This is a genomic window from Nocardia concava NBRC 100430 (assembly GCF_000308815.1).
GTDB classification, from domain to species: domain Bacteria; phylum Actinomycetota; class Actinomycetes; order Mycobacteriales; family Mycobacteriaceae; genus Nocardia; species Nocardia concava.
The window spans coordinates 22,066-42,326 of record NZ_BAFX01000192.1; the positions used below are offsets into that span (position 1 = coordinate 22,066).

Annotated in this window: 20 protein-coding genes and 1 pseudogene; 5 read left to right on the forward strand and 16 right to left on the reverse strand. The window is 68.2% G+C overall.

From position 1 onward, the window contains the following. Positions 1-30: 30 nt before the first annotated feature. From ON43_RS37505 to ON43_RS37515, 3 genes are read right to left on the reverse strand one after another with little or no spacing between them, the layout of a single operon-like run. On the reverse strand, positions 31-1,143 hold the full coding sequence (locus ON43_RS37505; RefSeq protein WP_040815416.1) for a zinc-binding dehydrogenase: 1,113 nt from the start codon (positions 1,141-1,143) through the stop codon (positions 31-33). After that, positions 1,143-2,264, reverse strand: coding sequence for an acyl-CoA dehydrogenase family protein (locus ON43_RS37510; RefSeq protein WP_040815418.1), 1,122 nt, complete (start codon positions 2,262-2,264; stop codon positions 1,143-1,145). Before ON43_RS37510 ends, ON43_RS37505 begins: the two co-directional genes overlap by 1 nt. Before the next feature lie 9 nt (positions 2,265-2,273). Then, a complete protein-coding gene (locus ON43_RS37515) occupies positions 2,274-3,440 on the reverse strand; it encodes an acyl-CoA dehydrogenase family protein (protein ID WP_040815420.1) in 1,167 nt (388 codons plus the stop codon). Between the two features lie 117 nt (positions 3,441-3,557). Between ON43_RS37515 and ON43_RS37520 the strand changes: the two genes are divergently transcribed. Continuing rightward, the gene (locus ON43_RS37520) at positions 3,558-4,529 is read left to right on the forward strand and encodes a patatin-like phospholipase family protein (protein ID WP_245568939.1); all 972 of its coding nucleotides are present in this window, start codon (positions 3,558-3,560) and stop codon (positions 4,527-4,529) included. Continuing rightward, complete coding sequence (locus tag ON43_RS37525) at positions 4,526-5,110, forward strand: TetR/AcrR family transcriptional regulator (RefSeq protein WP_040815423.1); 585 nt, start codon at positions 4,526-4,528, stop codon at positions 5,108-5,110. Before ON43_RS37520 ends, ON43_RS37525 begins: the two co-directional genes overlap by 4 nt. Here ON43_RS37525 and ON43_RS37530 read toward each other — a convergent pair. From ON43_RS37530 to ON43_RS37545, 4 genes are all read right to left on the reverse strand, one after another. Then, on the reverse strand, positions 5,096-5,749 hold the full coding sequence (locus ON43_RS37530) for a DUF3159 domain-containing protein (RefSeq protein ID WP_157514345.1): 654 nt from the start codon (positions 5,747-5,749) through the stop codon (positions 5,096-5,098). The two genes, ON43_RS37525 and ON43_RS37530, sit on opposite strands and share 15 nt — an antisense overlap. A gap of 263 nt (positions 5,750-6,012) precedes the next feature. Further along, entirely contained in the window at positions 6,013-7,164 is a 1,152-nt protein-coding gene (locus ON43_RS37535) for an alkaline phosphatase family protein (RefSeq protein WP_040815432.1), read from the reverse strand. Between the two features lie 318 nt (positions 7,165-7,482). Then, entirely contained in the window at positions 7,483-9,942 is a 2,460-nt protein-coding gene (locus ON43_RS37540; protein WP_040815433.1) for a heavy metal translocating P-type ATPase, read from the reverse strand. Positions 9,943-9,984: 42 nt separating this feature from the next. Further along, positions 9,985-11,409, reverse strand: a complete 1,425-nt coding sequence (locus tag ON43_RS37545; RefSeq protein ID WP_218003481.1) for a DHA2 family efflux MFS transporter permease subunit — start codon at positions 11,407-11,409, stop codon at positions 9,985-9,987. 93 nt (positions 11,410-11,502) lie between these two features. Between ON43_RS37545 and ON43_RS37550 the strand changes: the two genes are divergently transcribed. After that, on the forward strand, positions 11,503-12,135 hold the full coding sequence (locus tag ON43_RS37550; RefSeq protein WP_040815434.1) for a TetR/AcrR family transcriptional regulator: 633 nt from the start codon (positions 11,503-11,505) through the stop codon (positions 12,133-12,135). On the opposite strand, the gene ON43_RS37555 is transcribed toward ON43_RS37550, so the two are convergent. From ON43_RS37555 to ON43_RS37575, 5 genes are all read right to left on the reverse strand, one after another. Then, a complete protein-coding gene (locus tag ON43_RS37555; protein ID WP_040815435.1) occupies positions 12,121-13,050 on the reverse strand; it encodes a DMT family transporter in 930 nt (309 codons plus the stop codon). The two genes, ON43_RS37550 and ON43_RS37555, sit on opposite strands and share 15 nt — an antisense overlap. A 55-nt stretch (positions 13,051-13,105) precedes the next feature. After that, the gene (locus tag ON43_RS37560) at positions 13,106-13,450 is read right to left on the reverse strand and encodes a hypothetical protein (protein ID WP_040815437.1); all 345 of its coding nucleotides are present in this window, start codon (positions 13,448-13,450) and stop codon (positions 13,106-13,108) included. A gap of 91 nt (positions 13,451-13,541) precedes the next feature. After that, entirely contained in the window at positions 13,542-14,012 is a 471-nt protein-coding gene (locus tag ON43_RS43120; RefSeq protein WP_051179829.1) for a hypothetical protein, read from the reverse strand. Positions 14,013-14,098: 86 nt separating this feature from the next. Then, entirely contained in the window at positions 14,099-14,410 is a 312-nt protein-coding gene (locus tag ON43_RS37570; RefSeq protein ID WP_218003482.1) for a hypothetical protein, read from the reverse strand. Between the two features lie 67 nt (positions 14,411-14,477). Continuing rightward, a complete protein-coding gene (locus ON43_RS37575) occupies positions 14,478-15,113 on the reverse strand; it encodes a TetR/AcrR family transcriptional regulator (protein ID WP_040815438.1) in 636 nt (211 codons plus the stop codon). A gap of 109 nt (positions 15,114-15,222) precedes the next feature. Here ON43_RS37575 and ON43_RS37580 point away from each other — a divergent pair, with 109 nt between their 5' ends. Continuing rightward, entirely contained in the window at positions 15,223-15,945 is a 723-nt protein-coding gene (locus ON43_RS37580) for an SDR family NAD(P)-dependent oxidoreductase (RefSeq protein ID WP_040815439.1), read from the forward strand. A gap of 132 nt (positions 15,946-16,077) precedes the next feature. Further along, a complete protein-coding gene (locus ON43_RS37585) occupies positions 16,078-16,728 on the forward strand; it encodes a double zinc ribbon domain-containing protein (RefSeq protein ID WP_040815441.1) in 651 nt (216 codons plus the stop codon). Positions 16,729-16,789: 61 nt separating this feature from the next. Here the strand turns inward: ON43_RS37585 and ON43_RS37590 are convergent, their stop codons facing one another. The 4 genes and pseudogenes from ON43_RS37590 to ON43_RS37605 form a co-directional block, all read right to left on the reverse strand. Beyond that, positions 16,790-18,112, reverse strand: coding sequence for a serine hydrolase domain-containing protein (locus ON43_RS37590; RefSeq protein ID WP_245568941.1), 1,323 nt, complete (start codon positions 18,110-18,112; stop codon positions 16,790-16,792). 109 nt (positions 18,113-18,221) lie between these two features. Beyond that, on the reverse strand, positions 18,222-18,554 hold the full coding sequence (locus ON43_RS37595) for a hypothetical protein (protein WP_040815443.1): 333 nt from the start codon (positions 18,552-18,554) through the stop codon (positions 18,222-18,224). Between the two features lie 52 nt (positions 18,555-18,606). Further along, positions 18,607-19,962, reverse strand: a complete 1,356-nt coding sequence (locus ON43_RS37600) for a hypothetical protein (RefSeq protein ID WP_051179831.1) — start codon at positions 19,960-19,962, stop codon at positions 18,607-18,609. Further along, positions 19,959-20,261: pseudogene (locus ON43_RS37605) on the reverse strand (tetratricopeptide repeat protein); the annotation flags it as partial. The pseudogene ON43_RS37605 and the gene ON43_RS37600, both read right to left, overlap by 4 nt.

The window sequence follows — 20,261 nt, forward strand, 5'->3', positions numbered from 1 at the left end:
GATTTTAGGTGCGGCGCAGCCATTCTCGATTCAGGAATGGTCGAAAATAATGATTTGACGGACTGCCTTACCATCGGCCAGCAGATCCATCGCCTCGTTGATTTCGTCGAGCCGAATTCGCGAGGAAATCAATTTCTCCACCGGCAGTCGCCCGTCCCGCCACATCTGCTCGTAGCGCGGGATGTCCCGGGCCGGAACGGCGGAGCCGAGGTAGCTGCCCACGATGGTGCGCGCCTCCGCCGTGATGCTCAGCGGGGGTAGTGTCACGGTCGAGTCCGGTCCCGGCAGCCCGACGGTGATCGTCATGCCACCGGGTTCGGTTGCCGCATAGGCGGTTTCGAATGCGTCGGGATGTCCCGCGCACTCCACCACATACCGCGCCCGCACCTTCTCCTCGGCGACCTGTTCCGGCGTGTAGGTCTCGGTCGCCCCGAGCTCCTTCGCCATGGCGAGCTTGTCGTCCATCCGGTCCACGGCGATAACCCGCTCTACGCCAACGGCTTTCGCGGTCAGCAGTGCCGCCATTCCGACCCCGCCGAGCCCGACCACCATGAGGCTGTCCTCCGGCCGCGGCTTCGCCACGTTCAGCACCGCCCCGCCGCCGGTGAGCACCGCGCACCCGAACAGCGCCGCGATCTCCGGCGGCACCGAATTGCCCACGGGCACAAGGGACGCCCGGTCAACCACGGCATGCGTGGCGAACCCGGAAACCCCGAGGTGATGCCGCACCCGGGCACCGCCGCGGGACAGATGCCCGCTGTGGTGCAGCAACTCCCCCGCCGTATTCGCGGCCGTGCCCGCGGCACAGGGCAGTTGCCCGTCCCGCGCGCACGCGTCGCAGTCCTCGCAGCGCGGCAGGAAGGACATGACCACCCGTTGCCCGATGAGCAGATCGGCGACCCGTTCCCCGACCGCCACCACCGTGCCCGCGGCCTCGTGGCCGAGCAGCATGGGCAGCGGGCGCGGGCGATTGCCGTCCACCACACTGAGATCCGAGTGACAGAGCCCGGCCGCCTCGATGGCGACCAGGACCTCGGTCGGTCCCGGATCGCCGAGTTCGAGTTGGCACACGCTGATCGGGCGGGAGTCCGCGTAGGGCCGCTCGCGCCCGATCTCCTCCAGTACCGCGCCGCGAATATGCATCAGATCTCGACCATCTGGTAGTCGGCGACACAGCCGCCCAGGTAGCGCAGGTGGTCGGAGGAGTCACCGAGGGTGTGCTCGATGGCGGTGAGCCGCGCGGTGTAGTGGCCGACCGGGTATTCGTCGGTCATGCCGATGCCGCCGTGCATCTGGATGGCCTCCTGCCCGATGTGCCGGGCGGAGCGGCCGATGCGCAGCTTGGCCCGCGAGGCGACGACCGGGTCGACGATGCCGTCGGCCAGCGACATGGACGCGTACATGCTCATGCCGCGCGCCAGTTCGAGCGAGACGTACATGTCGGCGGCGCGCTGGGTCAGCGTCTGGAAGGTGCGCAGCGGGACCCCGAACTGCTTGCGGGTCTTGAGGTATTCGGCGGTGAGCCGCAGCGACTCCTCCATCGCGCCGATGGCCTCGGCGCACAGCGCGGCCTGCGCCCCGGCCAGCGCGGCCTGGATCGCGGCGGACGCATCGCCGGGCTCGCCGAGTGGTTCGGCCGTGACACCGTCGAATTCGATGTCGGCGCCGCGCGTCCCGTCGTGCCCGGCATAGGTCCGGCGGCGCACGCCTTCGGCGGTGGGGTCGACCAGGAACAGCCCGACGCCGCCCTCGACGGCCGCGCTGACGATCAGCAAATCGGCGCAATCACCGTGGGATACGGGGTGTTTGCGGCCGGTGAGCCGCCACCCGTCCTGCCAGACCGCTTGGGTGGCGGTCTCGGCTGCGGGCCAGCGCAGGCCCGGTTCGCCGTGCGCGAAGGCGAGTTTCAGCTCACCCTCGGCGATGCGCGGCAGCAGATCCTTGCGCTGGGCGTCGCAGCCGACGGTGGAGATGAGCCAGCCCGGCAGCAGCGCGCAGTCCAGCACCGGTTCGGGGGCGAGGCTGCGGCCGATCTCGGTCATGATCAGCATGGCCTCGATGGGGCCCGCGCCCATGCCGCCGTCCTCCTCGGCGAAAGTCAGTCCGAGCAGCCCGATTTCGGCGAAGGTGGCCCAGATCTTGGGGTCCCAGCCGAGTTCGGTGCCGACCATCTGATTGCGGCGCTCGGGGGTGTAGCCGCGCGAGAGCACGTCACGCACCGTGTCGCGCAGCATTTCCTGTTCGGGGGTGAGATCGAAATCCATTGCGCTGCCTCACAGTCCGAGGATCGTCGAGGCGATGATGCCGCGCTGCACCTCGTTGGATCCTCCGTAGATCGATGTCTTGCGATAGTTCAGGTAGGTGGCGGTGCTGCGGCGGGCCCAGTCGGGATTCGACTCGTCCTCGCGCGCGACCGAATCCGGTCCGGCGATGTCCACGAGCAGTTCGGTGACCTCCTGCTGCAGCTCGGTGCCGCGCAGCTTGAGGATCGAGGAGACCGGGTTGGGCTTGCCGTCGGCCGAGCCCGCCGCGACCCGCAGCTGCACCAGTTCCAGTGCCAGCAGCTCGTTCTCGAGTTCGGCGAGGCGGGTCGCGAACAGCGGATCGTCGAGCAGGGTCTTCTCACCCAGGCGGGTCTGCTTGGCGTGCTCCTTGGCCAGCCACAGCTTCACCTTGGTCTGCCCGACCGCGGCGATGCCGGTGCGCTCGTTGCCGAGCAGGAACTTGGCGTAGGTCCAGCCCTGGTTCTCCTCGCCGACAAGCTGATTCGCGGGCACCCGGACGTTCTCCAGGAACACCTCGTTGACCTCGTGGCCGCCGTCGATCAGCTTGATCGGGCGCACGGTGACGCCGGGGGTGTCGAGCGGGAACAGCAGCATGGAGATGCCGGCCTGCTTCTTGGGCGCGTCCGGGTTGGTGCGCGCCAGGCAGAACATCCAGTCGGCGGACTGGGCGGCGGTGGTCCAGGTCTTCTGGCCGTTGATCACGTAGTCGTCGCCGTCACGCACCGCGACGGTGCGCAGCCCGGCCAGGTCGGATCCGGCCTCGGGCTCGGAAAAGCCCTGGCACCACCAGATGTCGAGGTTGGCGGTGGCGGGCAGGAAGCGTTCCTTGAGCTCCTGGGAGCCGAAGTGCGCGATGACCGGGCCGATCATGTTCGTGTTGAACGTGAGCGGTTCGGGCACCGAGGCCAGCTGCATCTCGTCGTGCCAGATATGGCGCTGGATCGGGGTCCACTCCTTGCCGCCCCATTCGACCGGCCAGTTCGGCGTGGCCAGCCCGTGCGCATTGAGAATGCGCTGGGTGGTGACGATGTCGTCCTTGCTCAGTTCCTGCCCGTGCCGGTGCCGGTTGCGGATCTCGGCCGGGATTTCGCTCCGATAGAACGCGCGCAGCTCGTCGCGGAAGGCGAGCTCGTCGTCGGTGAGCGCTAGTTGCATGCGTTGACCTCCAGTTCCATGGCTACCCCCGCCATCGCCGGATATGATACACAGAGACCGCAGTGTCTCAAATAGGGTCGTATACTCGAACGTCCCAGCACCTCGAAGGGAGCCCCTGTGCCAGACCGCGACCGCGCAGTGCCCGAAGACAGCGCACTCGGCGCCGGCGAACTCATTGCCCGGCGGCACCGCGAGGGCAGCCGGCCCGGACAGCGCACCGACGCGCATCGGCTGGCACTGGTCATCGAGGGCGGCTCCTCGCGCGGCGCGTACTCGCACGGAATGGCCATGGCCATCGAGGAATTGGGCGTGCTGCCCTGCTTCGACGCGGTGTACGGCGCCTCGGCGGGCGCGCTGAACGCGGCGTGGCTGCTGTGCGGGCGCGCGGTGGAATCCAAGCGGGCCTGGAATCCCGAGGTGATCAATCGGGTGATCAATCCGAGCCGGGCGCTGCGCGGCGGCAAGGTGGTCGACACCGAATACCTGGTGCACACGGTGTACGAGCGGCTGGTGCCGATGGATTTCCCGGCGATCCTGGCCAATCCGATCACCTTCCATCCGATCGCCACCGACGCCGACACGGGCGCGGCGGTCGATCTGCATCCTGAGCTCAGCGATCCCCGTTCGGTGCAGATCGCGTTGAAGGCCTCGACCTGCCTGCCGATCCTGGCCGGGCGGCCGGTCCGCATCGGCGCGCGACGGTACGTCGATGCCGGGCTCTCCGAATCCGTCCCGGTGCGCACGGCGCTGGCGCAGGGGGCGACCCGCGTGCTGGTGCTGCGCACGCGGCGCGATGACGAAACCATGCGTCCGCCTTCGACTCTGGAGACCCGGGTGGTGGCCCGCTTCCTGTCCCGGCACGCGCCGGGGACCGTCGAGCCGTGGCTCGGGCGGGTGCGGCGGCACCACAGCGACGAGGCCGACTTCGGTTCCGATCCGGCCGTACTGCAGATCCGCCCGCCGCACAGCGCCCCCGACATCGGCCGCGTCACCCGCGATCCCGCGCTCCTACAGGAGGCGCTGACCCTGGGACGCGCGGCCACCGCCGCGACCCTGTCGGCGTACCTGGCCCCTAAGCTGTCCGCGTGACGCGCGCGGAGGGAACCAGAGCGCCGGGCCGCCCGGGCGCGGCCAGCCCGGAGGACGTACTCGAGGCGGCCATCGAGGTCTTCCTGGCCGGAAAACGGCTGGACGTCAATGCCATTGCCGCCCAGCTGGGAGTGGGGCGGGCCAGCATCTACCGCTGGTTCGGATCCCGGGACGGACTGCTGGGCGCGGCGGTGGCGCGGCAGCTGGAGAAGGTGGTGGCCCACGCCGATCGCCGCACCTCGGGCTCCGGCGGCGAGCGCCTGACCGCGGTGCTGAATCGCACCATCGATCTGCTGGTCGAGAACGACGCGCTGCGTTGGTATTTCGACAACGAGTCGACCGCCGCGCTGCGCCTGATCACCCGCGGTGACGGGATCGTGCACCAGTCCGCGGTGGCTCTCGTGGAGCGGTTCATCGAGCGCGCGGAGTCCGAGGGCTACGAGCCTCCCATCGAACGCGACACCCTGGCCTACGCCCTGGTCCGGTTGTGGGAGGCATTCCTCTACAACGATGCGGTGGCGGGGTTCCGCGGTGATGTCGACCGCCTGCGCAAGGTGCAAACCGCCCTACTGCGCGCGTGAGTGCTTCAGCGAGCGCCGCACCCACAGGAACGTCGCGGCGATCGCGACGACCAGCAGCGGCTTGCCGAGAATCAGGGCGACGGTACCGAGTATGACCACCTTGTTCGCCAGGTACAGCGGCACCATGATCACCAGGTGCACCATCCAGAAGGCGAACCAGGCCAGACTCACCTTGCGGTGCAGGCGAATTCGCTGTTCAGGGTCGGCGTGTTCGGCGGGCTCCAGGCCGACCTTGCGGCAGATCCAATGGCTCAGCGGCCTCCCGGTCACCAACGGCACGCCGAAGGCCACCGCGCCGATCGCGCAGATCAGCAGGTCGGGGAGATAGAAGCCGCGACCCTCTCCGGTGATGCCGACGAAGAGCGAGAACACGGCCACGGCCGCGATGCTGATGGCGACGGTCTTGACGGTGTCGCCCTTCATCATCCGGTAGATGCCGAGCATGACCGCGACCGTGAGCGCGATCAGTACGCCGGTCTTCGCGCTATCGGTGCCGTATCCGATGAGGAATCCGATGGCGGGGGCCGCGCCGTCGAGCAGGTGCCGGGGTCCGCCCAGCGCCATGAACTTGCCCCACATCTCGGCCGCACCCGAACGCTGGTGATCGACCATCGTCTTCCGGTGCCTGCCCGTCTCCACGAGAACTCCTGTAGCCATTGTGCGGCCGCCTTTCCTGCGTCGACCTGGGTTTGTCGAGCTCTTATTGCAGTCTGACTGTAATAAGAACGACCCGGGTCGAGCAATGGCTTATGACCCACCTCGCGCACTCCGCAACCTGTGGTCCACGCCACTCCCCCCGCCATCCCCCGTCATTCCGGCATGCTCTTGGCCGGAATCCACTGGCGTGGACGCATCCGCTGTGCGTGTGGATCCCGGCCAAACACGCGCCGGGATGACGGGGATCAGGGGGTGGCGATGAGGGGGATGAGCTGTTCGGCGGGAGTGCGGGCGCCGTGGTGGCCTATGAGGGAGGACTCCAGGGGTTCTGCTGCGGGGCGGATCAGGACCGCGCTGCCCTCGGCGACCGCTATGAGGTCGCCGATGCGGGAGGCGATCACCTCGGTGGGTGGGGTCGGGCCGAACCAGTGTTCGTCGATGGCCTGTTCGCGGGTGATGACTGTCGCATGCGAGGACAGCTCGGCCGTCCACGCCGCATGTGCGTCGGCCGAGGCCGCGGGAGAGTCGAGGTAGATGTGGCGGACTCGCGCCTCGCCGCCGATCAGGCGGACGTCGCGGTGCAGGGCGGGGCAGGTGTCGAGGTCGATGATGGTGTCCGCGTGGATCATTCCGTGGTCGCCGGTGATCAGCACCGTGCAGGTGGACGGCAGTTCGGCGAACAGATCGGCGATGCAGGCGTCGATATCGGCCAGCATTGCCAGCCATTGGGGGGATTCGGGGCCGTAGAGGTGGCCGTTGGCGTCGAGGTCGGCGAAATAGGCGTAGGCGAAGCGGGATGCTCTGTCGGAATGATTTGCGACAGTGAGGATTCCGGTGCGCAGCTCGTCGAGGGTACTCGCCGGGTGCAGGGTGCCCGGGGCGCGGAAGGCGGCTCGGGTGAGGCCGGATTCGCGTTGATAGCCGGGGATCACATAGTGGACCTCCACGCCGTGGGCGGCGAGGTCTTCGAGACGACTTGGTCGCGGCTGCACGGATTCCGGAGGGAACTGGCCGCGCGCGTCCTCACCGGTCGCGCTGTCCAGCTTCCATCGCAGGGAGTTCAGCAGGCGGGGACCGTCGCCGTCGGGCAGGGCGAAGCTGTAGCCGATGATCCCGTGCGTCGCGCAGGGTGCGCCGAGGGCGAGACTCGTGAGGCTGGTCGCCGTGGTGGCGGGGAATCCCGCGGTCAGCGTGGTGGTGACATGCGCGGCGAGGGTGGGCGCGATCTCGCGGTGCCGGGCGAGCAGTTCCGCACCGAGACCGTCGACGAGCAGCACCACGACATCCCGATTGGGTGCGACACCCAGCGGATTGCCGGGATCGAGCCCGAAGGTCGCGGCGACGGACGGCAGGATGTCGGCGAGCGTGTGCGGCGTCCCCGATGGTGCACTGGCCATCCGCCGACTCTATTGCCCGGCGTCCCCATTGCCCGAATAAGCGAAAACCGCCCCCGGAGAGGCGGTTCTTTCGCTTACGGGAGCCGGATCAGGCCAGGCCCCACGCCTTCAGCAGGTAGGTGATGTTGGCGGCGATACCGGTGACCGTGCTGGCCAGGTCGATCGCGGCGGAACCGAGGTTGATGATCGGCATAACTTGTCCTTCGGGCTGGGTACAAAGTGCAGACCCACTGTATTAGGACGAGCTAACTCCCAGCATCATGAATCGACTCACGACCTCGGCGTTCTGTAACCCGGACCACAGAGAACCGGTGCGGCTCAGTCGCGTTCCGGCAGCCGCAAACGCTTCAACGACAGGGCGTTCAGGGCGACGATGATGCTCGATCCGGACATGGACATGGCCGCGATCTCCGGGCGCAGGACGAAGCCGAAGGCGGGCTCGAAGACACCGGCGGCGATCGGCAGGGCCAGGCTGTTGTAGCCGACCGCCCAGGCCAGGTTCTGGTGCATCTTGCGCAGGGTGCCGCGGCCGATGCGCAGGGCGGTGGGGACGTCCAGTGGATCCGAGCGCATGAGCACCAGGTCCGCGGTTTCGATGGCGACATCGGTACCCGCGCCGATGGCGATGCCGAGATCGGCCTGGGCGAGCGCGGGCGCGTCGTTCACGCCGTCGCCGACCATGGCGACTTTCTTTCCGCCGGACTGCAATTCGATGATCTTGGCGGCCTTGTCGCCGGGCAGCACCTCGGCGATGACGGTGTCGATGCCGAGTTCGGCGGCAATGCGTTCGGCGGTGGCCTGGTTGTCGCCGGTGAGCATGACCACCTCGACGCCCATATCGTGCAGGTCCGCAACGGCTTTGGCGGAGGTCTCGCGCGGCGCGTCGGCTATGCCGATGACGGCGGCGGCCTTGCCGTCCACGGCGGCCAGCACAGCGGTCTGACCCGCGCCCGCCACCCGGTCGCGGACCGCGGCCAGCTCGCCCAGATCGATGTTCTCCTGTTCCAGCAGACGGCGATTGCCGATGACGACACGGCGGCCGTCCACGGTGGCGATCGCGCCGTGGCCTGGGACGTTCTGGAAGTCCACGGCGCGAGCGTCGTTCGAGCCGTGTTCCTTGGCGTAGCGCACCACGGCCTCGGCGAGCGGATGCTCGGACTCGCGTTCCACGGCGGCCAGCAGGGGCAGCAGGTCTGCCTCGGAAAGCGTTGACCCGGTGACGATTTCGGTCACCTCCGGCTCCCCCTTGGTGAGGGTTCCGGTCTTGTCCATCACCACGGTCTGGATGCGGGCCGAACTCTCCAGCGCCAGTGCGTTCTTGAACAGCACGCCGCGTTTCGCGCCCAGGCCGGTGCCGACCATGATGGCGGTCGGCGTGGCCAGACCCAGGGCGTCCGGGCAGGTGATGACCACGACCGTGATGGCGAACAGCATGGCCTTGGCGAAGCCGACGCCGGCCAGCAGCCAGACCACCAAAGTCAGTGCGCCGCCGAACAATGCGACCAGCACCAGCCAGAAGGCCGCGCGATCGGCCAGCTTCTGGCCCGGGGCCTTCGAATTCTGCGCCTGCTGAACCAGATTCACGATCTGCGCCAGCGCGGTGTCCGCCCCGACCTTGGTGGCGCGCACCCGCAGCGTGCCGTTCTTGTTGAGCGTCGCCCCGATGACCGCCGAGCCCGCCTCCTTGTGCACCGGCAGGCTCTCGCCGGTCACCATGGACTCGTCGACCTCGCTCGCCCCGTCCTCCACGGTGCCGTCGACCGCGATCTTGGCGCCCGGCCGCACCAGCAGCAGATCCCCGACTTGCACGTCGGCCGTGGGGATTTCGACCTCCCGACCGTCCCGGATCACCACCGCCCGCGGCGGCGCCAGATCCAGCAGCGTCCGAATCGCGTCATTGGCCCCACCCCGCGCCCGCATCTCGAACCAGTGCCCGAGCAGCACGAACGTCGCCAACATGGTCGACGCCTCGTAGAACACCTCCCCGCCCCCGGTCAGCGTAATCGCCAGCGAGTACAGCCATCCCGCCCCGATCCCCACCGCGACCAGCACCATCATGTCCAGCGTCCGCGCCTTCAACGCCGCCCACGCCCCCGTGAAGAAGATCGTCGACGCATAGAAGATCACCGGCAGACTGAGCACCAACTCCCAGATATCCGCCCGCATCCCGAACGGCACCGGCAAATCCCACCCGAACATGTCGGTAGCCATAGGCGACCACAACATCACCAACACCGAAAACACGGCCGCCACAACAAACCGATTCCGCATATCCCGAGCCATGTCCTCCATGGACATCCCCCCATGCCCGGCATGCCCCCCATGCCCCATGGCGGCATGATCCATCCCCGCATGCGCACCGTGATCCATCCCGGCGTGGGCACCGTGATCCATCCCGGCGTGGGCACTGTGGTCCATTCCCGCGTGCGCACCGTGGTCCATACCGGCGTGAGCGTCGCGACCCTCGCGGGTGTCGTGCCCCATCCCTGCATGCCCCGCGTGGTCGCCCGCAGGTTCGGCCATCGGATCACACACATGATTCGGCACCGACTGCCCCGCACAGTGCAACCCGCACTCCCGCACCCATTCCCGCAGATCAGCCACCGAAGTCAACCCCGGATCAAACGTCACAGTCGCCGTCTGCGCCACCGGATTGGCCTCCACCGCAACCACCCCCGGCCGCCTCCCCAGCACTGCCGTAACCACCCCCTGCTGACTCGCCCAGTGCAGCCCCCGAACATCCAGCACCGCAGTCCGCTGCCCGTCCTTGCGATCCATCCCGCGCTCCTCCGCCGACCGACCTTGCATCGACCATATACCCTATAGGGGTTTGGGGTAATATCTCGCCAGCAGCACCATCGACAAGGTCGGCACCACTGCCAGCGTCGAAGCCACCAGAACCCAGGTGAAAGTCACCGAAAAGGCGGCAGCCCCCTGATGGGTGTCGTCGCCGGGCAGGTGCCGCTGCAGGATCACGACGAAGGCGGCGGTGCCGATCGATCCGCCGACTCGCTGCATGATCGTGAGTTGCGGTGTGGCGTCGATGATTTGGGACGGTGTCAGGTTTCGCATGGTGGCGGTCATGGCCGGCATCGCGGCCAGGCCGATCCCGAGTCCACGCAGCACCATCGCACCGCCGAGCAACCAGTACGGAGTGTCGTCGGCGATGAGCATGAACGGGACGGTGGCGGCGCAGCCGACAAGGGCGCCGAGCAGCGCGGTCGGGACTCCGATGCGTTGGTAGAGGCGGGCGGACACCCCCATGGCGGCGGCCGCTCCGATGCCCTGCGGGGCCATGAGCAGGCCGGTGTGCGCGGCATCCTGGTGACGGACAATTTGAAAATACAAGGGCAGCAATACCATTGCGCCGAATGTCACCGCACCGATGACGAAGGTCGAGACGGTGCCCGCGGCGAAGAAGCCGTCCCGCCAGAGGCGAAGGTCGAGGACCGGATTCCGGGCTCGCAGCGCGTACGCGATGAAGAGGACCGTCAAGGCCGTGCCGCCGAGAAATGTGACGAGCACCCGCGGATCCGTCACCCCGCGCTGCACCGCCGCGGAGAGGCCGTAGGTGATCCCGACCATTCCGAGGGAGATCAGGAGCAATCCGAAAACGTCCAGCGGCCCGGCCGATTCGGTGTGATCGTCCGACGGCAGTAGCCGCGCCGCCAGGATCAGCCCGAGGACACCGATCGGGACGTTGATCAGGAATATCCATTGCCAGCCCGCGTATTCGAGCAGTAGCCCGCCGATGGTCGGGCCGATGACGGGTGTCAGCACCATCGGAATCCCCGCTGCCACCATGGCTCTCGCCATGCCCTGCCGCCCCGCGGCGGTCACCAGGATCATCTGCCCGACCGGAATCATCACCCCGGCACCGATTCCCTGGGCGACCCGCGCCGCGATGAGCGCGTCGACGCTTCCGGCCGCCGCGCATGCGAGCGAGGCGAGCGTGAACAGCAGCAGCGCGGCGATATAGAGCCGCTTGGCACCGATCCGCCGTGCGGCCCAGCCGGTCACCGGTAGTACGGCGGCTTGGACAAGCAGGTAGACGGTGACCACCCACTGGATTTCGTCCAGCGTCCCGCCCAGATCGGCGGCCAGCGATTTCAGCGCGACATTGACGATGGTCGCGTCGAGGAAGGCGAGTATCGCCCCGACCAGTACGACCACGATTGCCCGGCGTGCGTGCGGAGTGAGGGCGGGGCGGTCGTCGACCGCGCCCGGAAGGTTCGAGGTAGTCACCGTTCGAAGTGTCATCCAGTTGGATAAATGTGTCAACCAAATGGATGACAACCGGATGGATGACACAGTCATCCATCGAAGTACGATGACCGGATGGCAACCGAGCCCGTACCCGACCGCCGCCCGCGCCGCGCTCCCAGTGCCGCCGACCGCCGCCGCGATGCCGAACGCTCGCGACAGGCCCTGCTGGATGCGGCCCTGGACGAGTTCGCGGCCAAGGGCTTCGACGGCGCGCGCGTGCAGGAGATCGCCGATCGCGCCGGGGTGAACAAGCAGCTCATCGCCTATTACTTCGGCGGCAAAGACGGCCTCTACCAAGAGATTCAGCGAGGCTGGCCCGCCGCCGAGGCCGAGCGCGCGGATCCGGACCTGCCGCTCGGCGAGATCGCGGCCCGCTACCTGTCGGCGATACTCGCCGATCCCCGGCCCGCACGCCTACTCGTCTGGCGCGGGCTCACCGGAAGCGGTTCGACCACCGACTATCTCGACGGTTCCGCCACCGTCGAAGCCGATCTCGCCAACCTGAGCCGGGCCCGGGATCGCGGTGAGATTTCCCCCGACCTGGACCCCGCATTCGTCCGCATGGCGTTGATGGGCGCGATCCTGGCCCCGGTCATGCTTCCCGAGACCGCCGCGCAGGCCACCGGAAAATGGCCCGGCACACCGGAATTCGAGCAGTACTACACCGCACAGCTCCGCACACTCATCGACCTACTCGGCCGGTGAGGCTTCCGGGTTGACGGCGGGGGCGGGAATCGGGCGGGTGGAGCCGGAGCGGGCGATGGCGACGCCGGAGAGGCAGAAGAGGCCGCCCAATAGGGCCAGGAGGGTGGGGACTTCACCGAGGGCGAGCCAGGACATGAGGATTACCAGGGCGGGGACGGCGTAGGTGGTTACGCCCATTTTGCCGGCGGTGGTGCGGGCGAGGGCGTAGGCCCAGGTGGTGAAGGCCAGGGCGGTGGGGAAGACGCCCAGGTAGATGAGGCTCAGGGTGGAGGTGAACGGGGCGGCGGTGGCTTCGGTGACTAGTTGGGCCGAGAAGGGTAGGCAGGCAATGGTTCCGACTACGCAGCCGCCGGTGGTCATTTGCAGGGCGGAGGCTTGGGTGAGGGCCGGTTTCTGGACTACGACCGATACGGCCCAGCAGACCGCGGCGAGGACGCAGAGCAGGACGCCGAGGGCGGCGGCTGAGCCGCCGTCGGAGTTCGAGAGGCCGACTATGACTGCGCCGGTGAAGGAAACGGCGATGCCTGCCATCAGGCGGGGCGGAAAGCCTTCGGAGAGAAAGAATCCGCTCAGCAGGGCGATCAGGACGGGGCCGATGTTGATGACCATGGCGGCGGTGCCGGCGTCGAGGTGGCGTTCGCCCCAGTTGAGGGCGACCATGTAGACGCCGAACCAGAGGACGCCGGAGATCAGGATGGCGCGCCAGGCCGGGCGGGGCGGGAAGCGCTCGCCGGTGATGACCATGATGGCGATCAGGGCGATCGAGCCGGACAGCATACGGCCCAGGGCCAGCGCGCCCGGCGAAAAGGCGTGTCCCGCACTGCGAATGAAGACGAAGGCCGAGGCCCAGAGAATTACGGTGACCGCGGCCGCCGTCATCGCACCCTTGTCCACCGACTCGATCCGCTGCGTCATTCACCGACGGTAGATCATCGCCCGGGCGGGAAGCACGCGGTTTTCGGACGTGGCATTACTGGCAGGGCGTGGCGGACGGGCGGCACACCGTCCAACCCGAACCGTCCGGGCGCGGCACCGGCCGCCAGGTGCGTTCCTCGCCTCCGGTGCCGAGCCGGTTGGCCGCCGGGTCGGACGGGGGTTGCGGTGCGGGGTCGATGTAGACGTAGTCGTATCGCGGATAGCCGTTGTCGTCGTAAGTGACGACCACATGCGACGTTCCGGCATTGCCGGGAGCCTGCGGCCCCGTCGCGCCGGGTTCGGCCGCGGCGACTCCCGCGGCGGTGGCGAACAGGGTTCCGGCAATGACCATGCAGGTCAAGGGTTTCCGGATGACGGTCAGGGCACCGTGGGTATTCATCGAACCTCCTCGTTCGCCCTAGATACGTCACCGGGTTACACGGCGGTTCGCTCGAGGCTCGAACTATGAAGGCCGACAGGCGATTACGAGATCAGAAGCCGGGCCGGGCCGGCGGCGGGGGTAGGCGTCGTTCGCGCGGGATGAGCAGTAAGAGCAGCGAGAGCAGCAGCCCGCCGCCGACCAGGTAGAGACCCCAGGTCCCGCTGAGCAGATGCCGCCAGTCGGTGCGCAGGTCGTGGTCGAACCGGTCGTCGAGCCGCCAGGTCAGCACCCCGAGCCCGGCCAGCCCCACGATCACCCCGAGCCACCCCAGGATCCGCGACCCGAACAGCGCGGCCAGCAGCACGACCGCCGCCACCCCGAGCAGCCCGATGGCGAGTGAACTGTAGAACGCCCCCGAGTGCGCCCCGATCTGATCCAGCGTCCGGCCCGACGCGAAACCATCCCGGAGATCAGTTAATTGAACATTCCGGGCGTCGACCGAGCCGACGAGCGGACCGAATACCCCGACCGCCACCGCGATGGCGGCCGCGAACAGCAGCAGATGGACGAAAGTGCGCATACTCCACGGTATTGCGCTTCCCGTCCCCCGGCACGGGATCAAACCTACCGGTTCGCAACACGCCATCCGCGACGCGCCGACAGGTATCAGGCCCGGCGATCCACCGCAATGTAGGCGGCGGCCGCGACCACCCCGGACACCACGGCCACCGACGGCCACGCGCCGATCTTCTTGGCCAGCGGATGCGAGGCCCCCATCGCGCCGATGGCCAGCCCGGTCAGCGCCGCGGCCCCGCCGGTCCCGACCGTCTTGCGCCAGCGCGGGAAGGCCGCCGCCGTACCCGCCGCGAACACCGCACCACCGAGCTGACGCTTCTTGGTGGCCTGGGCGAGGGCGAAGCCACCGGTGAGGCCACCGGCCGCGAGCAACGACGTCGGCACCGCGGGAATCCCTGCCATTTCACTACCTCCGAACACGAGCGAACATACTGACCCCTCGACGGTAACCGGAGTTGATTCCGCCGCTTCAGTCCGGGTTGGCCAACAGCGAGCGATTCAGCTGCTGCTCGCTGATCGGCGGAACCGGCAGCGGATGAGCGGCTTCCGCGCGCAACCCGTCCAGCATCAGAGCCAGATTGCGCCGCCAGGCCTCCGGCGCGATGCCCGCGGTCTGCTCCACCACGCGAGTGTGCGACCACGTGATGAAGGCGATGTCCTCCAACGCCCAATCCGCCCGCAGCACCCCGGCATCCTGTGCGCGCGTGATGATTTCGCGCATCGCCGCATGCCCGCGATCACGTTGCGCGGCGATCTCCGGACTCGGCGCGGCCCGCAGCGCCAGCTCGTTCATAATCCGATCGGAAGCCTGTAGCGCACAGACCTTTTCGACCAGATAGACGAACGACTCCCATGGATCATCAAGCGCCAGCGCCTCTTCCGCGATCCGGCCGCCCGCCTCGACCCGGTCCGCCACGGCGGCGGCGATCAGATCGTCACGGGTCGGGAAGCGGTTGTAGAGCGTGCCGATGGCCACCCCCGCCCGCGCGGCGATCTCCTTGAGCGGCGCGTCGAGTCCGCGTTCGGCGAAGACCTCGCGCGCCGCGGACACCAGCGCGTCGCGATTGCGGCGGGCATCGAGGCGGAGGGGTTTCTGCGCGGGCATGCGCCGATCCTACAAATCGGGCATCGAATTTAAGTTGAGCATAGGTTCAACTTCATGCTAGCGTCGGAATCGTAACTTGAACCATGGCTCAACTTAATGAGGTACGAGCATGAGCAAGACCATCGCCATCTTCGGTTTCGGCCCCGGCCTGGGCATGGGCGTCGCCCGCCGCTTCGGGCGCGAGGGCTTCCGGGTCGCCGTCATCGGCCGCAAACCCGACAAGGCCGAACGGCACGTCGCCGATCTGAAGGCCGAGGGCATCGAGGCCGCCGCCTTCCCCGCGGACGTCACCGACGCCGGGCAGATCGCCGACGCGATCACCACGATCCGCGAGACCTACGGCGAAATCGATGTCGCCCTGCACGGCGCGGCCGGCCAGATGGCAGACCGCATTCCCTCCACGCTGGCCCTCGAAGTCCCCGACCTGCGGGTCCCCATGGCCCTGAAACTGCACTCCCCCATGCTCGTAACCCGCGCGCTGGCCCCCGGCATGATCGAGCGCGGCACGGGCACACTGCTGTTCTCCTCGGGTTCCTCACCGAAGGTGGTGCTGCCGTACCTGTCGAATTTCGGTGTGGCCCTGGCGGCTCAGCGCGAGTACCTGCTGCAGTTGGCCGAGGAACTGCGCGGCACCGGCGTGTATGTCGGGCTGCTGAACATCGGGGTGCTGATCGGCGACAGCGAGGCCGAGCGGATCGTCGACGAGCATCCGGAGCTGGTCCCGCCGGGCATCGAGATCGACCGCATGACCAATACCGAACTGGGCGACCGCTATTGGGACATGTACGTCCGCCGCGACCGGACCGAGGTCGAGGTCGGTTTTCCCGAGTAGCCGCCGCCCATTCGTGGGATGTGTTGCGAGCCGAGCGAGTCATACGATAAGAACCTGACGAAACACGGTCCGGGGGGTTCCGGGCACGTCGGTTCACAGACTTCCGCTCAGCCGTAAAGGAATAACTCGACCATGACCGGTCCGGTCGTCTTCACCAGCTACTACCACGACGAATCCAATGACGACGGATTCCAGTGGGAGTTCCGCTGTGATCGCTGCAGCACCTCCTACAAGTCGCCGTTCGAGCAGAACTACTTCTCACGCGGCCGCGGCGCGTTGCGGGTGCTGCGCGATCTCTTCGGGGATCAGGTGCGCGCCATCGACAAGATCTCCAATGCCGCGGAGAGCTACTCCAACAATTGGGGTGGCTCCTCCTCGAGCACCAAGGACAAGGCCTTCTCGCGCGCGGTCGAGCAGGTGCGCAACGACTTCCGGCTGTGCGCGGGTTGTGGCCGCTGGGTCTGCCACAACGTCTGCTGGAACGAGCAGGTCGGCCAGTGCACCAACTGCTCACCGCAGGTGGCGCATCAGATCGCCCAGGCGCAGGCCGACGCGCGTGGATCTCAAATCCGCGAGGCGGCATACCAGCAGGATTGGGTCTCGCAGCACGACATCGCCACCCCGGCGCGGGTGTCCTGCCCGACCTGCAACGCACCCACCACGGGCGGTCGGTTCTGCTCCACCTGCGGCACCGCCCTGTCCCTGCAATCGAATTGCCGAGGTTGCGGCCACCAGGTCCAAGTGGGCGCGGCCTTCTGCGCCAATTGCGGCCAGCCGCAATAGCGCTCGCCGAGCGGCACACCAGCGCGGGGTTTTGTCCGAATTCCCCGCGCTGGTGTGCCACTCAGCGAATGCCCGGGGTGGCGGGGTCGGGTCCGGCACAGCCGAGGACGAAGCAGCCCGGTGGCCAGTCACCGAAGGGCGGGTAGAGCGGCTTGCCCAGGCATTCCAGGATGCCGCAGCCGGGGTAGGCCATCGGGCCGAGCCCGAGCGCGGACAGCGTGGCGTCGGGGTTCAGGAACATCGGATCGGTGAGGCTGGTGTCCGGGCGCGGGACGTAGGCACCCGGATCGGGCAGGGTCGGGCTGCGGAAGGCGAGGGCGACACCGCGCAGCACGTCGTGCGGAAAGCTCACCGCCCCACCGGGAACCGTGACACCGGTCCAGCTCACGAGCAGTCCCAGGCTGGGCACGATGAAGTTGTCCTGCCGCATCATCCCCGCCATCTGCAGGGCGTCCTTGGGCAGTCCGGGGAACAGGTCCTCGCAGTCGGGGCCGTTGACCGTGATGAGGAATCCGTAGCAGGGATTGACGTCGTTCGGTGTGGTCGCCTGCGTCAGGTAGTCGGTCGAGATCAGCTGGCGGCCATGCCAATTGCCGCGATTCACCAGTAGCAGCCCGAGCTTGGCGTAGTCGTCGGGCGGCAACACCAGGTGGGCGTGGCCGTAGGTGTTGCCGCTGCGGTCACGCGCCCACAGGTAGTCGGAGGTGCGGATGCCCAACGGGTCGAACAGGTTTCGCTGCGCGTAGGCCTGGAAGTCCTCGCCGATCGCCTGCTGGATCACGTAGACGAGCAGGTCGACGGCGCGCTGACTGTACTGCCAAGTCTCGCCCTGCGGATGCAGGACCGGCATGGCCAGCGCCTGCGCCACCACATTCGGGTCGAGCCGGGCCAGCCCGGTGATGCCCTCCGACGCGATGGCGATCTCCATGCCGGAGGTCTCGGTCAGCAGGCTGCGCACGGTGATCGCGCGATGTTCGGCGTCCCCGAGCCCGGCGGGCAGGTAGGCGCCGATCGGATCGTCCACGCGCAGTTTGTGTTCGTCGACGGCGATGCCCGCCACCATGGACACCACGCTCTTGGTGCCGCTCCACAGATTCCAGGCGACCCCGCCCGCGCGCTGATTGTTCGGGCCGCCGCCGATCAGGCAGTTGTTGCGGAATACCTGGACGGTGAATCGGGTCGGGTCCGAGGCGAAGTCGACGGCCCGCTTCAGTGCGGCCGAATCCAGGCCCACTTCTTCGGGTGTCGCGGTTTCGGGCTGTCGTCCGTCGCTGACCTGGCACTGCCGCAGGCCGTCCGGTGCGGCGGTGCCGACCGGTCCGGCGATCAATGCCAAGGCGACGGCCAGTGCCGCCACCACGATGCCCGTCACGAACCGCGTCACGGCGCCCTCCGTTCCCTGATGTCCCGCTCAGGTCATCGGAGGATCATTGGGGCCGTTATCTTTTCGTGACCCCACAGTTCTGGGGGCGGTGGTTTCCGGGGCGAACGGTCTAGGCGCGCGGCTTGCCCGTCAGCCGCGCCTCGATCGCGTCGAGGATTCCGGTGCGCTCGGCCGGGACCTGGATGCTCATCACCAGTTCGTCGCCCGCGGATTCGAAGCCGAACTGGAAGAACGTGCAGCAGGAGGATTCCCGTTCGGCCAGATCTCGCGCCTGCTCTTCGACCGAGGCCGGGAGTACCAGGGCGATCGCGGTCGGCTCCGGGCGGGTGTGGCGCAGCACCGCGCCCTTGAACAGGTCATCGAATTCGGCGACGCGGATGGGCTGTTCCGCCGTCGGCAGTGTGCACGCATCGGGCACCCAGGCGATCTGAATGGGTTCCATGGGTGGTGCAACGCCCGGAGGTGCTCCGAAAATCCGGGCGGATCAGTCTTTTTCAGCGGGTGTCGACCGTGGCGAAGGCCGCCCAGATCAGCGGGGAGTGCTCGATCAGGCCGGTGGCGCGCCAGGCGGCCAGATGGGTGCGCTGCCAGTCGTTGAGGGCTATCACCGGATCCTCGGATTCGTGGGCGGCGTCGATGGCGCATACGGCTTCCTGGAAAGGATGCGCGGTCGCGTCCGTGCCGGCGAGGCGATGGAAGGCGAGATCGGTGGGTAGCGGCCAGCGGCCGGCGGTGACCAGTTCCGCGCCGCCGGTGAGCATGGCGGCCACCAGGCCGAGGGGTTCGGCGAAGCGGAGGTCGCCGCCGCTCTCGCAGGCGATGAGGGCGACGCGGCTGGGGATGGGCCAGATCTCGGGGCCGGTGCGGGGGATCGGGTTGTCGCCGTTGCCGTTCCCAGCCGCCCTGCCATTCCCATCGCCGTTGCCCGAGTAGTCGTGGCCCGGAGCCAGCGCGTGGGTACCGAGCAGTAGGTCCCTGGCCGACAGCGGTCGGTGGTCACGGTAGGCCGGGGCGCAGCCCGGGCTGGCGGCCGTGCACGACAGATGCAGGGTGGCCGATTCACTGCGACCGGATTCGGGTGCGGCCGCGGTGACATGGCCGACGTAGAGCAGTCGGGCGGCACCGTCGTGCAGTGCGCGGCTGAGCCAGGTGCGGTCGAGATCGGTGCGGCGGAATGCTTCCAAAGGATCGTCGACCGCGGGTACGAGCCGTGCGGCGGCGGCGTGAGCGGCCACCAGTTCGGCCAGTGGTGCGGCCGAATCCATCCGGCCCAGAACCGATCCCAGCGCCGAGTCGGCACGGAAGCCGGGCACGCGCGGATCGAGCACCGCGATCACCGGCCCCGTCCGGGTCCGCGTCCACGAGCGGGCGGTGCGGGCGGGCGCGTGCACGATGCCGGGCGGGGCCAACACACTTACATCGGCGATCTCGACCAGCCGCACGTCGACGTCGGGCGCGATGAGTTCCCACGGCAATTGCGCTGTGCGAGGGGAAGGTTGGATGCGGATGTGCGGGCGGATTCCCGCGACGAGGAGCTCGTGCAGTCGCACCGCGAGGTTGTAGGGCAGGAACGTGGCCGAAAGGAACTGGGCCAGTTCATTTTCCGTGGCATACGAAGCCAGCTCACCGGTGGTGAGCGCCGATTCGAGCCCACCCGCCACACCGGGCGCGGGCAGTGCGGCCGCGAACCGGCTCATGGCCGCCACGACCTGCTCCTCCGGAACGACACCCACGCCACCGGGCGCACTGTCGTCGGCCCATCGCCAGGTCAGATACAGATCGCCCGCATCGGCCATGCGCACCGACACGGTCGGCCGGGATCCGCTCACGCCGTTTCCGCGCGCACTCATCCCGGGACGACCTTGTCCGTGCGCAGGCGGCGGCCGTAGCGCTGTTCGGCCGCGTCGAGCCAGGCGGCGAGGGCGATGTGGCCGTCGGGCGGCACCGCGACGCGGGGCGGCGGGGTCACGGGCAGTCCGGCGCTCGCCGCCACCGCCGCGAGGGCGGAGCCGAGTTGGAGGGCGTCCTGGAGCGGGGCGGCGGAATCGGAGGGCGGATCGAAGGGCTCGAACAGATCGAGGGGTGCGGGCGGCTGCGTGGACAGGCGGTCGATGTCCAGGATCGTTCCCGCGCATTGACTTTCGATGAG